This window comes from Salinibacterium sp. SWN167 (genome assembly GCF_015864665.1).
Lineage (GTDB): Bacteria > Actinomycetota > Actinomycetes > Actinomycetales > Microbacteriaceae > Rhodoglobus.
The window spans coordinates 82,205-98,045 of the sequence record NZ_JADYWU010000003.1; the positions used below are offsets into that span (position 1 = coordinate 82,205).

At 61.3% G+C, this 15,841-nt stretch carries 11 protein-coding genes; 4 read left to right on the forward strand and 7 right to left on the reverse strand.

Going from position 1 to position 15,841, the window contains the following annotated elements; genetic code table 11:
* Positions 1-132 precede the first annotated feature (132 nt).
* Positions 133-2,403: a UvrD-helicase domain-containing protein gene (locus I6E60_RS13540; protein ID WP_197180874.1), complete on the reverse strand. Its 2,271-nt coding sequence runs from the start codon at positions 2,401-2,403 to the stop codon at positions 133-135.
* Between the two features lie 239 nt (positions 2,404-2,642).
* On the opposite strand from I6E60_RS13540, the gene I6E60_RS13545 reads away from it, so the two are divergent.
* Positions 2,643-3,719: a hypothetical protein gene (locus I6E60_RS13545; protein WP_197180876.1), complete on the forward strand. Its 1,077-nt coding sequence runs from the start codon at positions 2,643-2,645 to the stop codon at positions 3,717-3,719.
* Positions 3,720-3,757: 38 nt separating this feature from the next.
* Here I6E60_RS13545 and I6E60_RS13550 read toward each other — a convergent pair whose 3' ends face one another.
* Together I6E60_RS13550 and I6E60_RS13555 are read right to left on the reverse strand one after the other, a co-directional pair.
* Positions 3,758-4,996 carry a PrsW family intramembrane metalloprotease gene (locus I6E60_RS13550; protein ID WP_197180878.1) on the reverse strand — a complete coding sequence of 413 codons (1,239 nt, stop codon included), beginning with the start codon at positions 4,994-4,996 and terminating at the stop codon, positions 3,758-3,760.
* A gap of 43 nt (positions 4,997-5,039) precedes the next feature.
* On the reverse strand, positions 5,040-5,867 hold the full coding sequence (locus I6E60_RS13555) for a hypothetical protein (protein ID WP_197180880.1): 828 nt from the start codon (positions 5,865-5,867) through the stop codon (positions 5,040-5,042).
* A gap of 125 nt (positions 5,868-5,992) precedes the next feature.
* Between I6E60_RS13555 and I6E60_RS13560 the strand changes: the two genes are divergently transcribed.
* A complete protein-coding gene (locus I6E60_RS13560; protein ID WP_197180882.1) occupies positions 5,993-7,468 on the forward strand; it encodes an AlkA N-terminal domain-containing protein in 1,476 nt (491 codons plus the stop codon).
* Between the two features lie 9 nt (positions 7,469-7,477).
* A complete protein-coding gene (locus I6E60_RS13565; protein WP_197126679.1) occupies positions 7,478-8,104 on the forward strand; it encodes a protoporphyrinogen oxidase in 627 nt (208 codons plus the stop codon).
* 103 nt (positions 8,105-8,207) lie between these two features.
* Here the strand turns inward: I6E60_RS13565 and I6E60_RS13570 are convergent, their stop codons facing one another.
* From I6E60_RS13570 to I6E60_RS13585, 4 genes are all read right to left on the reverse strand, one after another.
* Positions 8,208-9,668, reverse strand: coding sequence for an aspartate ammonia-lyase (locus tag I6E60_RS13570; protein WP_197126678.1), 1,461 nt, complete (start codon positions 9,666-9,668; stop codon positions 8,208-8,210).
* A gap of 129 nt (positions 9,669-9,797) precedes the next feature.
* Positions 9,798-11,945 (reverse strand): DEAD/DEAH box helicase, encoded by a 2,148-nt coding sequence (locus I6E60_RS13575; protein ID WP_197126677.1) that lies wholly within the window; start codon positions 11,943-11,945, stop codon positions 9,798-9,800.
* A gap of 208 nt (positions 11,946-12,153) precedes the next feature.
* A complete protein-coding gene (locus I6E60_RS13580) occupies positions 12,154-12,498 on the reverse strand; it encodes a DUF6804 family protein (protein WP_307784488.1) in 345 nt (114 codons plus the stop codon).
* Between the two features lie 48 nt (positions 12,499-12,546).
* On the reverse strand, positions 12,547-14,430 hold the full coding sequence (locus tag I6E60_RS13585; RefSeq protein WP_231601656.1) for a DUF2207 domain-containing protein: 1,884 nt from the start codon (positions 14,428-14,430) through the stop codon (positions 12,547-12,549).
* Positions 14,431-14,497: 67 nt separating this feature from the next.
* Here I6E60_RS13585 and I6E60_RS13590 point away from each other — a divergent pair, with 67 nt between their 5' ends.
* Positions 14,498-15,829, forward strand: coding sequence for a M20/M25/M40 family metallo-hydrolase (locus I6E60_RS13590; protein ID WP_197180884.1), 1,332 nt, complete (start codon positions 14,498-14,500; stop codon positions 15,827-15,829).
* The last annotated feature ends 12 nt before the right edge of the window (positions 15,830-15,841 follow it).

The following is a 15,841-nucleotide window of genomic DNA, read 5'->3' on the forward strand; positions in this document are numbered from 1 at the left end:
GAAGAATCGCTCCCGAGTGAAGGTTCCTCCCCCGAGGAATAACTTCTAGATACATACTGCCGAACCTGTGAATCTGCCGAAACCCCCACTATTGGGCATACCCGAGTGGGGGTCAACTACTCTGACCACCCTCTATGACGGTTCGGGAATACCTTCCGGAAGCCCCTCGGCCGCGACGATGGCGAGGCGTTGAGTTGGCCGCGTCATGGCGACATACAGCGCCGCAGCACCGCGAGAAATCTCTTCGACGATGCGTTGTGGCTCGACCACAATCACAGAGTCAAACTCGAGCCCCTTCGACTCGCGCGGCGTTAGCACCGCGATGGACTTGTTGAGCCCAGCGGCACCCTCCCCAACCTCGCCGGCGAAGGACTGCTGCAGAGCATCTACGATGCTGGCCGTCAGAGAATCACTAACGATCACCGCGATGGTGCCGTCGCTCGAAATAGCACGATCAGCCGTCACTGCGGCGCTGACTCGTGCGCCTCGCTGTTCCGGGGTCGTGACGGTGACGGCCACGGGCCATTCACTGTGACGGACCGCCCGCGATGGCGTGATGGACACGTTGTGGGCAACCGCCACCGCCTCGGCAACCGCAACAATCTGGGATGGTGTGCGGTAGTTAACCGTGAGCTCTTCGAGACGCCAGTGCTCACCGACGTCAGCCGACAACGCAGCTCCCCAACTCGAGGTGGCCGCAGCAGCACTCGCCTGGGCGATATCGCCGACAATCGTGAAGGACTTCAGCGGATTGCGACGCGCCAGCAGCTTCCACTGCATCGGCGATAATTCTTGAGCCTCATCAACCACGATGTGACCGTAGGTCCACGACCGGTCAGCGGATGCCAGCTCTGCCGTCGTTGATCGCTCAACACTTGCCTCGAAGCCCTCGGCCAGCGTCTCCGCATCGATCATGCCGTCAACGCCCATGTTGCGAATAGCGGCCGTTGCGTTCTCCACGTCGCGTTTGCGTTGCTGCTTGCGCTCGTGCTCTGCCGCCGTGTGGGCCACATCGACTTCACCGAGCAGTTCGGCGGCTTCATCGAGCAAAGCAACATCGCTGATGGTGAATGCAGCGTCTCGCTCGCGGCGCAACAGTTCGCGCTGCTCGGGCGTCCAGTGGTGCGTGAGGCTCTTCAACCAACCAGGTCGGGCATAGAGGTCGTTGATAAGTTTCTGGGGCGTCAACGGCATCCACGCAGTATTGAGCGCAACCTTGACGTCGTGGGCGGTGCGAATATCTTCGCGCAGCCACTTCTGGTCAGCGTCGTCGATCGTGTTGCCGTGGGCCCGCAACTGGTCGGCGAGCAATCGACTAATGCCTGCGATCGCCGCCTTATTGAAAATCACTCGTGCAAGGTTGTGCGGCTTGTGGGAATCCCACGCTTTCTGCATGGCTGACCGCAGAAGCTCGGCAGGCACATCCAGAATCTCACCGTTGATCTCCATGCGCTGCGTCTCAGTCGGAACTACCCGACGCGAGCGAACGGCACGCTTGATGAGCGCCGCCATCTCGAGGGAGCCCTTCAACTGGGCCACTGCCGCATCATCATCATGGCGCGCATCGGCGCCCGGATAGAGCTGCCCCAGGCTCGCCAAGACCACCCCCGTCTCGCCGAGCGAAGGCAGCACGGCCTCGATGTAACGAACGAACGCGCGCGACGGTCCGACGATGAGCACTCCGGATGCCGAGAGGCGTTCACGGTGCGAGTACAGCAAGAAAGCGGCGCGGTGCAGCGCGACGGCCGTTTTTCCGGTGCCGGGTCCACCCTGCACGACGAGCGCGCCGCGAAGTTCGGAGCGGATGATCGCATCCTGCTCAGCCTGAATGGTCGCGACAATGTCGCCCATGCGTCCGGTGCGCTCTGCCGTGAGACTTGCCATGAGGGCTGCTTCACCCTGGAGGGATGCCGCATCGGTTTCAAGGAGTTGGGAGTCAAAGATCTCGTCGTCGATGCGCACGATATCTCGACCTTTGCTTTGCAGGTGCCGGCGGGCTCTCGCCCCCAGTGGCGTCGCGGCCGTGGCCTGATAGAAAGCTCGCGCTTGAGGAACCCGCCAGTCGAGCAGGAGCGAGCGCTGATCCTCGTCCCGCAATCCGATGCGGCCGATGTACCGCACGGGGCGCTCAATAGCACTGTCGCTCTCCGCGTCGGTCTCGGTCTCGATCTCGAGTTCAAGGCGACCGAAGGCGAGCCGCTCATCGATTTCGCGCAACTGGCCGATTCGGTCTTCGTAGATGCGGGCGAAAGCGTCGCGCTCTGAACGGTTCTGGTGGGTGCCACCTGGCGCACTCCGGCGCACTGATTCGAGTTGCTCCTGAGCCGCATCTCTCAGGGCGTCGAGCCGCCGGTAGAGGCCGTGGACATAGTCCCGCTCGCGTTCAAGCTCACTCGATGACATCAGCCGTCCTCTCCAAATTGCGACGTCCAATCGTACGCGCTTTTTGACTATGAATTCGCCGCTTAACTCTTGCGCTCAGCGAAACTCAGTGGCAATCTAAAAGCAGTTAAACTCATCGCCCTCTAGGTCGCAGGCAGTGCCGCACCAGCGGGCGATGAGTCTGTTAAGGGGTAGAGACCGCGCTGATCACCCCCAAACGGAGACTGCAGCAACCATCCCCCAGCCCTTACGATGGGCGGATGCTTCGCTCTATCGACTATTCCGGGTTGATCTATCCTGTGACCCCTCACGCTGTCGCAGAGTTCAAAGCCAACCGCCGCGGACTATTCGGCTATTCGCAGGCGCACCTTGTGGGCAGAGTGCTGATGGTGGGTTTCATCATCGTTGCGTTCATCTCCTTCGCCGGCGTCCCATTCGCTCTGATCGTTGCGCATGATTTTCGCAGCGCAGCGCAGACAGGCAACATCGCCCAGGTCGCCCCGATGCTCATCATCGCCGGCCTCGTCATTGCTGTTGCCGCGGGCGCGCTCTTCACCGTGGTGCGGGCATGGCGAAAAGACGGCGGACCGTGGAAGCGGTTCTACCGGATGAATAAGTTCGCCGAGGACAACGATCTAGCGTTTTCACCCAAAGATCTGGGCGCCGAGTATCCCGGCCTGATTTTTGGACAGGGCGGCAATCAGTCGATTCGTGATCGATTCCGCAGCGCAAGCGGCCGAGCACTCGACTACGGAAACTACCAGTACACCACCGGCTCAGGGAAGAACCGTCGCACCTACGACTGGGGATTTTTGGCCTTCGAACTCGACCGCGCCCTGCCCCACATGGTGCTCGACGCCACCCGCAATAACCAATTCTTTGGCATGAGCAATCTTCCTCAGACGTTCGCGAAGAATCAGGTCCTCACGCTCGAGGGCGATTTCAATTCACACTTCACCCTCTATTGCCCGCGCGAGTACGAACGTGACGCTCTATACATTTTCACGCCCGACCTTATGGCGCTGCTGATCGACAACGTGGCAGCGTACGACGTGGAAGTAGTCGACAAGTGGCTATTGGTGTACTCCCCGAAACCATTTGACCTTGTAGATCCGGCCCAGCACCGCCGCCTCCTCGGCATCGCTGACACCGTGGGCACAAAAACTGTGCGGCAATCACGTCGCTATGCCGATGAAGCAATCGGCGACTACAACGTCAACCTCGTGGCTCCCCGCGGTCAACGTCTCAAGGCCGGCATCCCCGCAGCCACGCTCGTGATGGTCGCGCTCTTCGCGGCAGTGTGGGGCATCCCTTTCGTGCTCGGGATGTTCACCTAACGCCGCCGAGGTCGAGTTTGGGCGTAGCGATCAGAACCTTACGGTCGCGGCGCACCCGTGAGCGCGTGGCGTGCTTCGACGATTGCACCGAGCAATACTGCTTCGTCAGCGATTGCCCCGATCCGATCCCGTCCGGTGATGATGCGTTGGCGAGCGAAAGCGAGCCGAGTGGCCTCTTGGATGTATACCTTCATCGTGGCGCGCTTGTTGTGTTGCGCCGCCCACGTCAGGGCCCGTCGACGTCCCTGGGAAGTCGCGAGAACCGGCACCTCATCCTGATTGAACCAGCCAGCATTCGCGTATTCGGTGAGTCGCTCGAAAGTCATGCGCTCTTCTTGGCGGCGCAGGTACACCACGATGATGATGGCGATCACGAAGAGCGGCACCTGCACGATGGCGTAGTAACCGAAGAAGTCGCTCACAAAGAAGAGGGCGCCATTCCAGAGGGCGTGCAACGCGATCGCGAGGCCGAGGCCTGCGGCAAAGACACCGACGCTGCGGGCGTTACTTGTCGATCGCACAGCAAAGCCCAATGCGATACCGGTGCAGGCCGTGAACATGACGTGCGCGAACGGTGACATGAGCCCGCGGATGAGGAACACCTGCAGGATGCCTGTGCTGTTATCCCCAGCGCTGAGCAGTTCGGAACCGAAATAGAGAATGTTCTCAGTGAAAGCGAAACCGCCCGCGATCCACGCTGCGTACACGAGGCCATCGACCGGACCATCGAAGTGGCGTCGCGCGACCCAGAAGATCACCAGAATGCCGAGCGCCTTGCCCGCTTCTTCAACGATGGGCGCTTGAATCGCTGCCGAGAAGAATTCGTAGCCGGGGCCGGGGCCTCCGAGAGAGTTGATTACGTTGTCGATCTCGGCTCCCACGATGAGTGCGAGCAACACCGCAACGCCGGCGCCCCAGAGAAAGGCAAACACCACGGCGAGCCGAGGCTCCGGCTCCCAACGGTCGATCCAGCGCACCGCGAAAAACACGACAGCAAGCGGGACTACGGCCAGCACTCCCCCGATAGCGAAGGCATCAGTCCCGATGCCCGAAATTACGTAGACGACAACGAAGAGAAGAACGAACGAGAGTGCGATGACTCCCAAGATTCCCAGAATAAGCAGGCCTGGTCCCCGAGGCTGAGGCACATGCGGAGGCAAGTGGTGTTGGCGCGCCTGATCGGCGATCTCGGCGGAGGCCGCCGTCGGGTGCGGTGCTGATCGTCCAGAAGATGCGGTGAAATCGGGAGTCGCAGAAGCAGAATGGCTCTCGGTCATGTCAACGAGACTAGCGTGAAGGCGGCACCCCGCCGTGTCGCCGCTACTCTGCTTCTTGCTGCTCGCGCAGAATGCTAAGCGCGCGAGTGACTCGATCGCCGAGCCCGGCGACGCGCTTCTTGGACGAGCGCTCGGCATCCGCGATGAGGCCCATGAGCTCGCCTCGATAGACATCGTGAGTCGACCGCACTGATGCTCTGAGACCGAGCGAGGCTTGGGCCGCGATGACGCCGATAACGCAACTCGCGATTAGAGCAAGCACCGCGACAACGACCGCCCAGCCCGGCGAGGACTCCGCGGCAACCTCACTAGCCGAAGCAACCACCAGTACGAGAGCAAGAACGGGGGCGATTAGGCGATAGGGGGTGCGCACGCTCAGCTGCAGCGCCGCAGCGATGGTGGTGGCATCCGTGTTCAATCGACCGCGTGATGCGCTGTCGATGGCGTTAACACGAGCGCGAAACTCCTCAACCTGGTCTTGATGGATGCGCAGCCCCGCCGACTCGATGAGTTCGTCGCGCACAAGACGGTAGCTGTCGGCGGGCGGCCGAACGATGACTACCGCGATAATTGCCACGATCGTGACCGCTACCACTACCGTGCTGAGCGCGATAAGGATGGCCGCGGGTGCCTGCGCTGGCTCGGCAAAGAACAGTCGGGTGCTCCAGTCGGCCGCAATCGTGAGCGCGACAATCCCCAGCCCCGCCGTCGGCACGATCCACGCGACCGGATGTAAACGCAGTCGGGTGCGAACTCCGCGCGCGAGGCGGAGGTCATCGAAGCGGGCGGTGGCGTAGTCAGCGAGTTGCGCCGAGAACGCAATAAGCCACAGTGCTGCCACAACGGTAAGAGCTGTCCACGAAGATTCCACGGTGCGACTGTAGTCGTTCACGCTCCCCTTGCGCATGGTCACCGGGGGCAGTCGAGGGGAAACGGTGCCGTGGTGATGTCTGATTTCCGCTGGTCGCGCGCGGCTGGGGGTGGCACAGTTAAGGCATGCCCTCCCCCACGCTCAGCTTCGATGAGCAATACCGCGCCCTTTGTTCGCGGGATGCTCGCTTTGACGGTCAGTTCATCGCTGGCGTGCACTCCACCGGAATCTATTGCCGCCCCAGTTGCCCTGCGGTCGCCCCCAAACCGCGCAATGTGCGTTTTTACCGCACCGCTGCCGCCGCCCACGAAGCAGGACTTCGCGCCTGCAAACGCTGCCAGCCGGATGCCGTTCCCGGCTCGCCCGAATGGAATCTCAACGACGACCTTGCCTCGCGCGCTATGCGACTCATCGCCGACGGTGTTGTCGAACGCGACGGCGTAGAAGGGCTATCGACACGTCTCGGCTACACAAGTCGCCACCTCACACGCGTACTCTCCGCCGAACTCGGCGCCGGTCCGCTCGCACTCGCCCGCGCTCACCGCGCCCAAGCCGCCCGCACCTTGCTCGCCGCGACAGAGCTCAGTATTTCTGACGTTGCGTTTGCTGCCGGGTTTTCCAGCATCCGTCAGTTTAACGACACCATTCAGGCGGTGTACGAAACCACACCGAGCCAACTTCGCGCCCTTGCCCGCCGCGGGGCTGCAGCCCATCCCCACGGTGCCGTCGAACGACCGTCAGCGCTTACCCTGCGATTGCCCACTCGCCCCCCATTCGACGGCGCCGGGCTCATGACATTCTTTGCCAACCACGCCGTTGCCGGCATCGAGACTGCGACCGACACCAGCCTTGAGCGCGCGATCCGGCTTCCGGGAGGCGTCGCTCGAGTGCGGCTAGAACTCGGCGACCACGGCATCCTCTGCACAGCCCAATTGGCCACCATTTCGGATGTCGCCCCGCTCGTGGCCCGCGTGCGGCGTCTCTTCGATCTCGACGCCGATTCGCTCGCGATCGATCGCGCGCTGAGCAGCGATCCGGCGCTGGCTGACTCTGTGGCACGTGTTCCCGGAATGCGCCTCCCCGGCAGCGTCGACACCGAAGAGACCCTCTTCCGCACGCTCATCGGCCAGCAGATTTCCGTGGCTGCCGCCCGCACGGTGCATGCCCGCGTCGTGGAAGAACTGGGCAGCGACGGGCTGTTCCCCTCCGCGGCCGTGCTCGCAGCATCCGGAGCACAGGTTCTGCGGGGTCCGGCCACGCGCGTTGCAAGCATCCTCGGGGTCGCCGAAGCCATCGCCTCGGGTGACCTCGACCTGGACGTCTCGACCCCTGTCAACGAATTCACAGCAAAGTTGGTGGCGATGCCCGGAATCGGCCCGTGGACCGCGGGCTACATGGCGATGCGTGTGCTCGGCAACTCCGACATCATGCTCAGCAGCGACCTCGTTGTTCGCCAAGGTGCTGGGGAGTTGGGGCTGCCCGACACCGCGAAGGCTCTCACCGAATACTCACGCCGGTGGGCGCCGTGGCGAAGCTACGCGTGCATGCACTTGTGGCGATCGAGGCCCGTGCAGGTGGAGCGAAAGGCAACGTCACCGTAGGCTGGGGTCATGAACGCCAGACTCTTCATCCTCGGTTTCGGTATCGCTGTCGGATACGTTGTTGGCGCCCGCGCCGGCCGCGAACGTTACGACCAAATGAAGGGCAAAGCCACCCAAGTGTGGGAGAGCCCTCGAGTGTCGAGCGCGCGCACTTCGGTCGAAGAATATGCCCGCACTCAGGGCCCCATCGTGCGTGACAAAGCAACCGCCGTTGCCAAAGCGACGCCCGGTTTCGTGAGCGAAAAAGCGAAGGATGTCGCCGAGAACACTCGGGAATTTGCCGAGCACACGCGCGACACCGCCAAAGATCTCGCGGAGAACGCGAAGAAGTCAGCCAAGGAGCTGGCGGAGAACGCGAAGGAATCGGCGAAAGAGCTTGCCGACAACGCCAAGGAATCCGCCAAGGGACTCGCCGATCGTGCGTCGAACACCGCCCGTGGTGCCGTCGGTCGCGTCACGGAAACTGCTGACGACGTTCGCGAGAACGCTAATAAGGAACTAGCAGAGCTTCGCGAACGCGGCGAAGAAGCCATCGACCGCGCTTTCATTACCGCGGGAAAAGCGCGAGATGAAGCCCTCGCTCCTCTTGATGACGAAGACGATGAGGACTACGACGAACCGGCCACCCAGAAGTAAAGCCCCACGCCGTTCTCGGTTATCGCTCACGAGCGACCTGACCACACAAAGACGCCCCAGCCTCTCGTGAGAAGCTGGGGCGTCTTTCTGGTCTACCGGGTGGCTACTTTTGTTCTTCCAGCCAGGGCAGCGAGATCGCTGCGGTCATCGGCGAAGTTCCACTGAGACGCTCGGGCGTGAGAACACGCTTCACGTCTTCTTCCTTCATGAGCCCCGACGAGACGACGAGCTGCGCAATCGACGCATTTGTCGTGAGAGCCGTATGCGCAAGATTCGCTGCCGCCGCGTAGCCGATGTAGGGCGTCAGCGCCGTCACAACGCCGACGCTCGTCTCAACCTGAGCCGCGAGTCGCTCTTCATTGGCCGTAATGCCATCGATGCAGTTCTCCCGCAACGTACGGCAGGCATTGGTCATCCACATCACTGATTGCAGAATCGAGTGAGCGATCACCGGCTCGAAAGCGTTGAGCTGCAACTGGCCCGCTTCCGCGGCTGCCGTGACCGTGGCATCCGCTCCAATCACGCTGAAGGCAACTTGGTTGACGACCTCAGGGATAACCGGGTTGACCTTGCCGGGCATAATCGACGACCCGGCCTGCTTGGCCGGCAAATTGATCTCGCCGAAACCTGCCTGCGGACCGCTCGACAGCAGCCGAAGGTCGTTACAGATTTTTGAGAGCTTGACAGCAGAGCGCTTGAGAACGCTACTGAGGGTCATGAAGATTCCGACGTCGCTTGTGGCCTCGATGAGGTCAAACGCGGTCTTCATCTCGATGCCGGTGGCCTCGGTGAGGTGACGGCGCACCGCTTCGGCGTAACGAGAGTCGGCGGTGATACCGGTGCCGATCGCGGTGGCGCCCATGTTGATCTCGCTCATGAACGGCAAGACCTCGGTGAGGCGCGCATAATCTTCTTCAAGCGTGTGGGAGAACCCCGTGAACTCTTGACCAAGCGTCATCGGCACGGCATCTTGCATCTGCGTGCGACCGATTTTGAGGATATTGACAAACTCGCGTCCCTTGGCACCGAACGACTCCGAGAGCAACTCGTGCTCCACGAGCAGTCGCCGCACGCCGAAGACCATCGCAAGCTTGATCGCCGTGGGGTACACATCGTTCGTGCTCTGGCTGCGGTTCACGTCATCAATGGGATGCAGGAACGAGTATTCGCCCTTGCTGTGTCCCAAAATTTCTAGGGCACGGTTCGCGATCACTTCGTTCGCGTTCATATTGGTCGACGTTCCGGCACCGCCCTGGATCACTCCGACACAGAACTCTGCGTGCAGAGAGCCATCGAGGATCTCTTGGCAGGCCTGGTCGATAGCGTGCGCCTTGCGTGATTCGAGAACGCCTAGTTCGGCGTTAGCGCGCGCTGCTGCCTGCTTGATATGAGCGAGTGCGCGGACAAGATCGGGGTAAACGGAGATAGCGCGACGCGTGATGGGAAAGTTTTGCATCGCGCGTAGCGTGTGCACTCCCCAATACGCATCAACAGGGACCTCAAGCGAGCCGAGTGAATCGGATTCGATACGGGTGGCGGTGTTCTGCACAGAGGTGTTGCTCAACTCTTTTTCTCATCTCCATTGATTTTTGGCGCGACGCACAAGCGTTGTGATCACGCCTCAAGTGTACGCTCGCGCAGAGTCGTGCCGGAGGAAAGAGCCGTGGCCAGAAAGCCACTTCTTAACGTGCCGCTAGTCTTTGATCGCGTCTCGCAAGAGCGCTGAAAGAGCCTGCAATTGGATGTTCGCCTCGGCCACAACAGCCTCGTCAGAACCGTCGAGCGCGCGGGCGGCAAGGCCAGCTTTGCTGTCGATCAGCTCGGCTATGCGAGCATCGATCGTGTGCGCGGCGATGATGCGCCAGGCGGTGACCGGAAGCTCCTGACCGATGCGGTGCACGCGGTCGATTGCCTGCGTCTGCTCGGCGTTGGTCCAGCTCAACTCGGCAAGCACCACGTTGGATGCTGCCTGCAGGTTGAGCCCGACACCAGCGGCGGTGAGCGACGCAACCACAATCGCGACATCCGGATCATTGGCGAACGAATCAATAGCGTTCTGACGCGCCTTGGCACTCTGATCGCCACGAATGGACACAGCCTTGAGGCCAACCTTGGCGAAATGTGCTTCTGCGGTGTCCATGACATCGATGTGCTTGGCGAAGAAGACGACCTTGCCCACGGAGCGAGCGAGCTGCGCCGTGTAGTCGGCGGCCAGCGTTGCCTTGGCCTGACCGATGCGGCGCACCATCGTGAAGACGTTCTCGCCGGTGGTTGCACTCTTCGACTCTTCGAGTTCGGCGTGAGCAACAACCCGAATGAGGTCTTCGATAGCCACGTCGGGCTTGAGCTTGCGTACTCGTGTAAACCGGTCGACAAGGCGGGCGGTGAGAGCCTGTTCTGCGGCCCGAATCGAGCGACCGAGGTCGTCGTCGAGCTCCACCGGGATGTCGGCGATGCGGCGGGCAGGAATGTCGGCAGCGACGTCAACCTTCTTGCGACGCACGATTCCCATATCGATAACAGCACGGCGTGCTTCAGAGAAGAACCCGGGATCGGCTGGCGTGAGATCGGAGTCTTCGAGCTTCGACATGAGCGGCGCGAGCGGCTTGGTGCCGTCGATCCAACCGAGGAATTGCCAGATAGCGCGGAAGTCTTCGATCGAGTTGATCAGCGGTGTTCCGGTCAGCGCCATGAGGAGCGCTTTCGGGTAGGTGGCGCGGATGCTTTGCGACAGGCTCAGAACGTGCTTGGAGCGTTCAGATTTGAGGTTCTTAATGAAGTGGGCTTCGTCGACGACCATGCCCTTGAAGCCGAAACGGCCGAGCCAGCCGACGTGGCGGTCGAGAACTTCGTAGTTGACGATCACGACGTCGCTGAACGCGTCTACCGTGTCGCCGTCACCGTGCACGACCGTCGCGCTGCGACCCGGAGTCCAGAGTTCAACTTCGCGTTCCCAGTTGGTTTTCACGACGTTCGGCACCACGACAAGCAGCGGGTACGAGTTAGAGGCTTCAGCTGCCATTAACGCCTGCGCGGTCTTGCCAAGTCCTGGCTCATCGGCGAGCAAGAAGGTGCGGTGACCCTGCTTGACGACCTCGACGAATCGCGCCTGGTGACGCATGAGTTCAAGATTTCCGCGGGTGCGCAGCGATGCGGCCTCTGGCAACTCCATCGATGCCGCTCCACCGCCGGAGCCGTGCTCAAACGCACGGAAGAGAGGATCAATGAGTTCCCAGTTAGCGAGCCGGTTGCTGTGTTCCTTCTGCGGAGCAATCGCGCTGAAATCGGGGGCCAAGAACGGGTTCGCCATCTGCATTTGACGAACGGATGCGGGAACAACCTGCTTCTCGACCTGCTTGTCAACGGGCTTGGGTTCTTCGGTGATGATCAGCTCATCGGGGCTCAACTCGACACCGGCGTCGAGCAGAAGGTCACGGCGCAGCGCCTTCGCTGCGGGTGTGATCGGCGCTGACTCCCCCAACATCGACAGCAGGCTCGTATCCCGAGCGGCCGTCTTAGCCAGAATGCCAGCGAGGCCATCGAGGCGCTTTTGTTCATTCGCGCGCTCAGAGTCAGTGAGGGTTGCATCCGTCTTTACTCGAGCACGTTCTTCGCGCAGCAGTAGTGCCGCAACTTGGAAGCGGGCACGGTTGGCGGGCTTCAGCGGTCCCTTTTGCACAGCAGTTTCGACCTCGCGTGCGGCACGGGCCAACACGGGGATCACACCGGTGTCATCACCGGGACGAGCACGACGACGCTGAGCGCCGCCCGCTTGGCGCTGACCCGAATTTTTGGGTCGCTTGTTGCGCTGTGCGGAATCGGACTTTGACGAGGTGGTCAATTATTCTCCTGGCGCTAGGCGAGCGGCTCAGTCGCGGGTACGAGGACTCATAGCCGTTGAACGAATAGACGTTGCCACGATAGGGACTTCAATAGAGTGACAACATCCACTCAAGGGAGCCAGACCCAACTGCGATGCGATTGGTGGTCTCAAGGGATGCGTGAATCAGTCTACGCAGAAAATCACCAGAGTGCGCTATCCGCGCGAATTAACCTCGACTTGTGGAGTCGGTGACGCGTGCTCCCACACCGACCGCAATGAACACGAGAGCCGCCGTGTAGTGCAGCCCTTGCAGTAGTTGCACGTCAGCAATCTCGATGGGAAAAATCGGATTCCACAGGATGGCAATGGGAATGAGCCCGACGGCCCACCACCACTGGCGAACCTGCCAGACGAGCACAACGCAGATAAGAGCGAGGATGCTCACGACATAGCGCACGATCGTAAAGATCTCGGTTCCGACGACGCCGGCGCCCACCAACAGCACAAGCACGGCAAGAATGGCGGCGGGCAGTGCCACGCGTCGGGGGCGGTTCGGATACGTTGCACTCACTCGTTCGAATATACCCGCCTGCGGCTGAGCCCTTCGTCGCCTCAGGCGCTAGACCCCGCCGCCACCGCCACCACCACCGCCACCGCCGGAAAAACCTCCACCGCCCGATCCGCCGCTTGAGCTGCTCGACGAGCTGCCGGAGTACGAGTTCGCGATCGACGAAGACACGGTCGAAATGCTCGACGCGAATACTGCCGCGTTGAACGCTCCTGAGCCCGAATACCACCCGGGTGACTCATCGGCGTAGTAGTTGCCCAGCTCGGTCAGCCACTGCTTCTCGAGACCGAAAATGACGGCGTAGGGAAGAAGCTTTTCGTACACTGCGAGAACATCGGCAGCACCGGTGTCCTCGTTGTGTTCCCGAAGGGCGCCCGCTGGACTTTGCAACATGCGCAATCGATCGGCCTCAGCCAAACGGATATACAGCTCAAGCCCCGCGAGATGATCCCGCAGCTCCGCCCCCTCCGGAGTGAGCGGCGACCGAAACAGCAAGAACACGCACGCGAAGGCAACCCCCATCGTGAACACGATCGCCACGAACGGAAACGCCGATCCATACGAGCCCGTGATCAGCACTGCTCCGAAAACGATCGAGGCTAGGGCCGCGAGTGCTGCCACCAGCAGCGGGAGGTAGCGATTGGCCGGCACCTTTCGTCGATACCCTGCGGAGATCAGTCCAGAATGCTGTTTCTGCACAATCTTGTAGAGCGCGCGACTGAGCTTGGAGTCCGCTGTTTTCAGTTCCCGAATCGCTCCGTGGTGCAGGGAATTGCCGAAGAGTGCCCGCAAGATTTCTAACTCGTACCCCTCGACCCTCGTAGGGTCAACGAGTTCAAGCCGGTACTCCGTTCGCGTACGGAACATTCCCTTGGACTCCTGCTCAAGCACACGCACTGTGCCGCGCACAGCAAAATCCAGAATCTGAGCAGCAACCACTCGTGTGCGCTTATTGATCACGAGAGCGGCGGTAGCGACCGAAACTCCCTTCGGCGGCGCATACTCAGCAATGATCGTCGGACGCCCAGCGGCATCCGCAAGTTGGGTACGTCGCAGACGGATCGCCCAGATGAGGGCACTCAGCGCAGCAAGAAAGCCAACCGATTGCCCGTATCCCGCCGGGGAGGCCAAATAGGAACTGTCACGCTCGACGAACGTGCCAGGTTCAAAGCCAAACGCGACCGTGACATTCTGGCCTCTCTGCAGCAGTTCATGCGTCGCGACGTACGTATCGGCATCGCGGGCAGCGATCTCGCACTGTTGCGTGGATCGCGCAATGCCCCAATAGCAATCGGGCTCCGCCACCAGAGCGTCGCTGAGCCCCTCACCTAAGTGAATGGTGGCCTCAACCGAGCCGAAGGGCTGATTCCACCCGGTGCCGTTGGTGTCCCAGTAAAACTCGTCGGCGTTAGTGTCGGGGGCGAATGCTGTGACGTTCGATTGCTCGTAGCTAAAAACATACGTGTTCGGCCCCTCCACGAAAGAGGTAGCGGCGCTCGTGACGAGAGTGAACTCGTCATCATTCTCGACGTCGAACGGCCGTGCTGTGCCCGTCTCATCCGTCACGGAAATGTTGTGCACGTCGACCGGGACACCCTTGTAGTAGTTGGGGATAGCCCGGCGCATCCCACGGTTTTGATCGGCAGGAAAAATAGCGACGAACGTTTCTACCGTGCGTAACGTCGACCGGCCGTCAGCATCCCGATCAAGGAAGAATTCTGCCTCATAACTATCGAAGACAAAATCGTCGAGACCCGTGCGAACTACGCTCGCTGAAGCGGAGGAGCCGGCTGAGACGGCTACCGGAGGGGTAGCGGCAGAAGCGGCAGCGGGAGTTAAACCGAGTACGAGAACAATCGTGATTATGCTCAGAAACCGGGCTCCGACTCGGGCCAAGGCCCGAATCCCGACCATCCGCAATCGACCGTTCGTCATGCTGTCTCCGATTTCCTTCACCCTCGCGGGAAAACACGCACCGCCCAGTGCTCGCTAGAGTCGACGTATGAAGAGTGCTTTGGCTGTCGAACATCTGCAAGAACTCGTTCGGATTCCCACCATTTCTCGGGAGGATGCCTCCACTACCGAATGGCAAGAGTTCGACCGTTTCGCCCAGACGCTGCGCAAACTGTATCCACTGTGCCACAGCCGGCTCGAGCGCGAAACGGTGCTGGACCATTCCCTGATTTTCCGCTGGCGCGGTCGCGCATCGACCGAACCCGCTGTGCTCATGGGGCACTACGACGTCGTCGCGGCCACTAACGAAGGCTGGAAACGGCCGCCGTTCGCTGCCGAACTCAGCGGCAAAGAAGATGAGCAGCTGATTTGGGGTCGCGGCACGCTCGACGACAAGGGTTCTGTTGTCGCCATCCTTGAGGCTGTCGAGACGCAACTCGAAGCCGGCCTCGTTCCGGCTCAGGACATTTATCTGTGCTTCGGCCACGATGAGGAAACTCACGGAACCGGGGCAGCCGCCATTGTCGATCTTCTCGAAAGCCGAGGCATCAAGCCCACCCTCGTGCTCGATGAGGGGGGCGCCATCGTTGATGATGTCTTCGAGCAGGTCGATTCCCCGATGGCCGTGGTTGGTGTTGCGGAGAAGGGCACAGCGGCTCTTCGACTCACCGTCGATCAGTCGGGTGGACACGCTTCTACACCGCCGAAAACCCCCGCCGCCGTGCGTCTTGCTCAGGCCATCGTGCGTCTCAACTCTCGTCCTTTTCCGTCGCGACTCACTCCCACGGGCGCTGACCTCATGCGACTGCTCGGCGAGCACGCTGGCGGCGTTACCGGTTACTTGCTGCGCAACGTGTCGTGGACCAAAGCACTCCTCGTGCCGATTCTTGTACGCAAAAGCGACGAGCTCGCCGCCATGATGCGCACGACCCAAGCTGTCACGATCCTTGAGGGTGGTCACGCCGTCAATGCCATGCCCGAGCGGGTCAGCGCCGTCATCAATGTGCGCATCGCCGTGAACTCAAGTCTCGACGAGACGGTCAAGCATGTGACGCGCGCGATCAACGACAAGCGCGTTCGGGTGACGGTCGACTCCCCCGGCGAGCCATCGCCGGTTTCGGCTACCACGGGCCTCGCCTGGGAACTGCTGCGCTCAACGATCGAAAAAAGCTTCCCAGGAACCCTCGTAACCCCCTACGTACAAAATGGCGCTACGGACAGCCGCCACTTCACCCGCATCAGCACCGGCGTCTACCGCTTCACGCCGTTCGCGATGGCACGAGAGGTGCGCGACACTCTGCACGCGCGCAATGAGCGGATGCTCGTCAGCAGTTACCTCGACGGCATCGCGTTCTATCGAGCCCTCATCGCTTCGCTGTAGGTGAGTCGTACA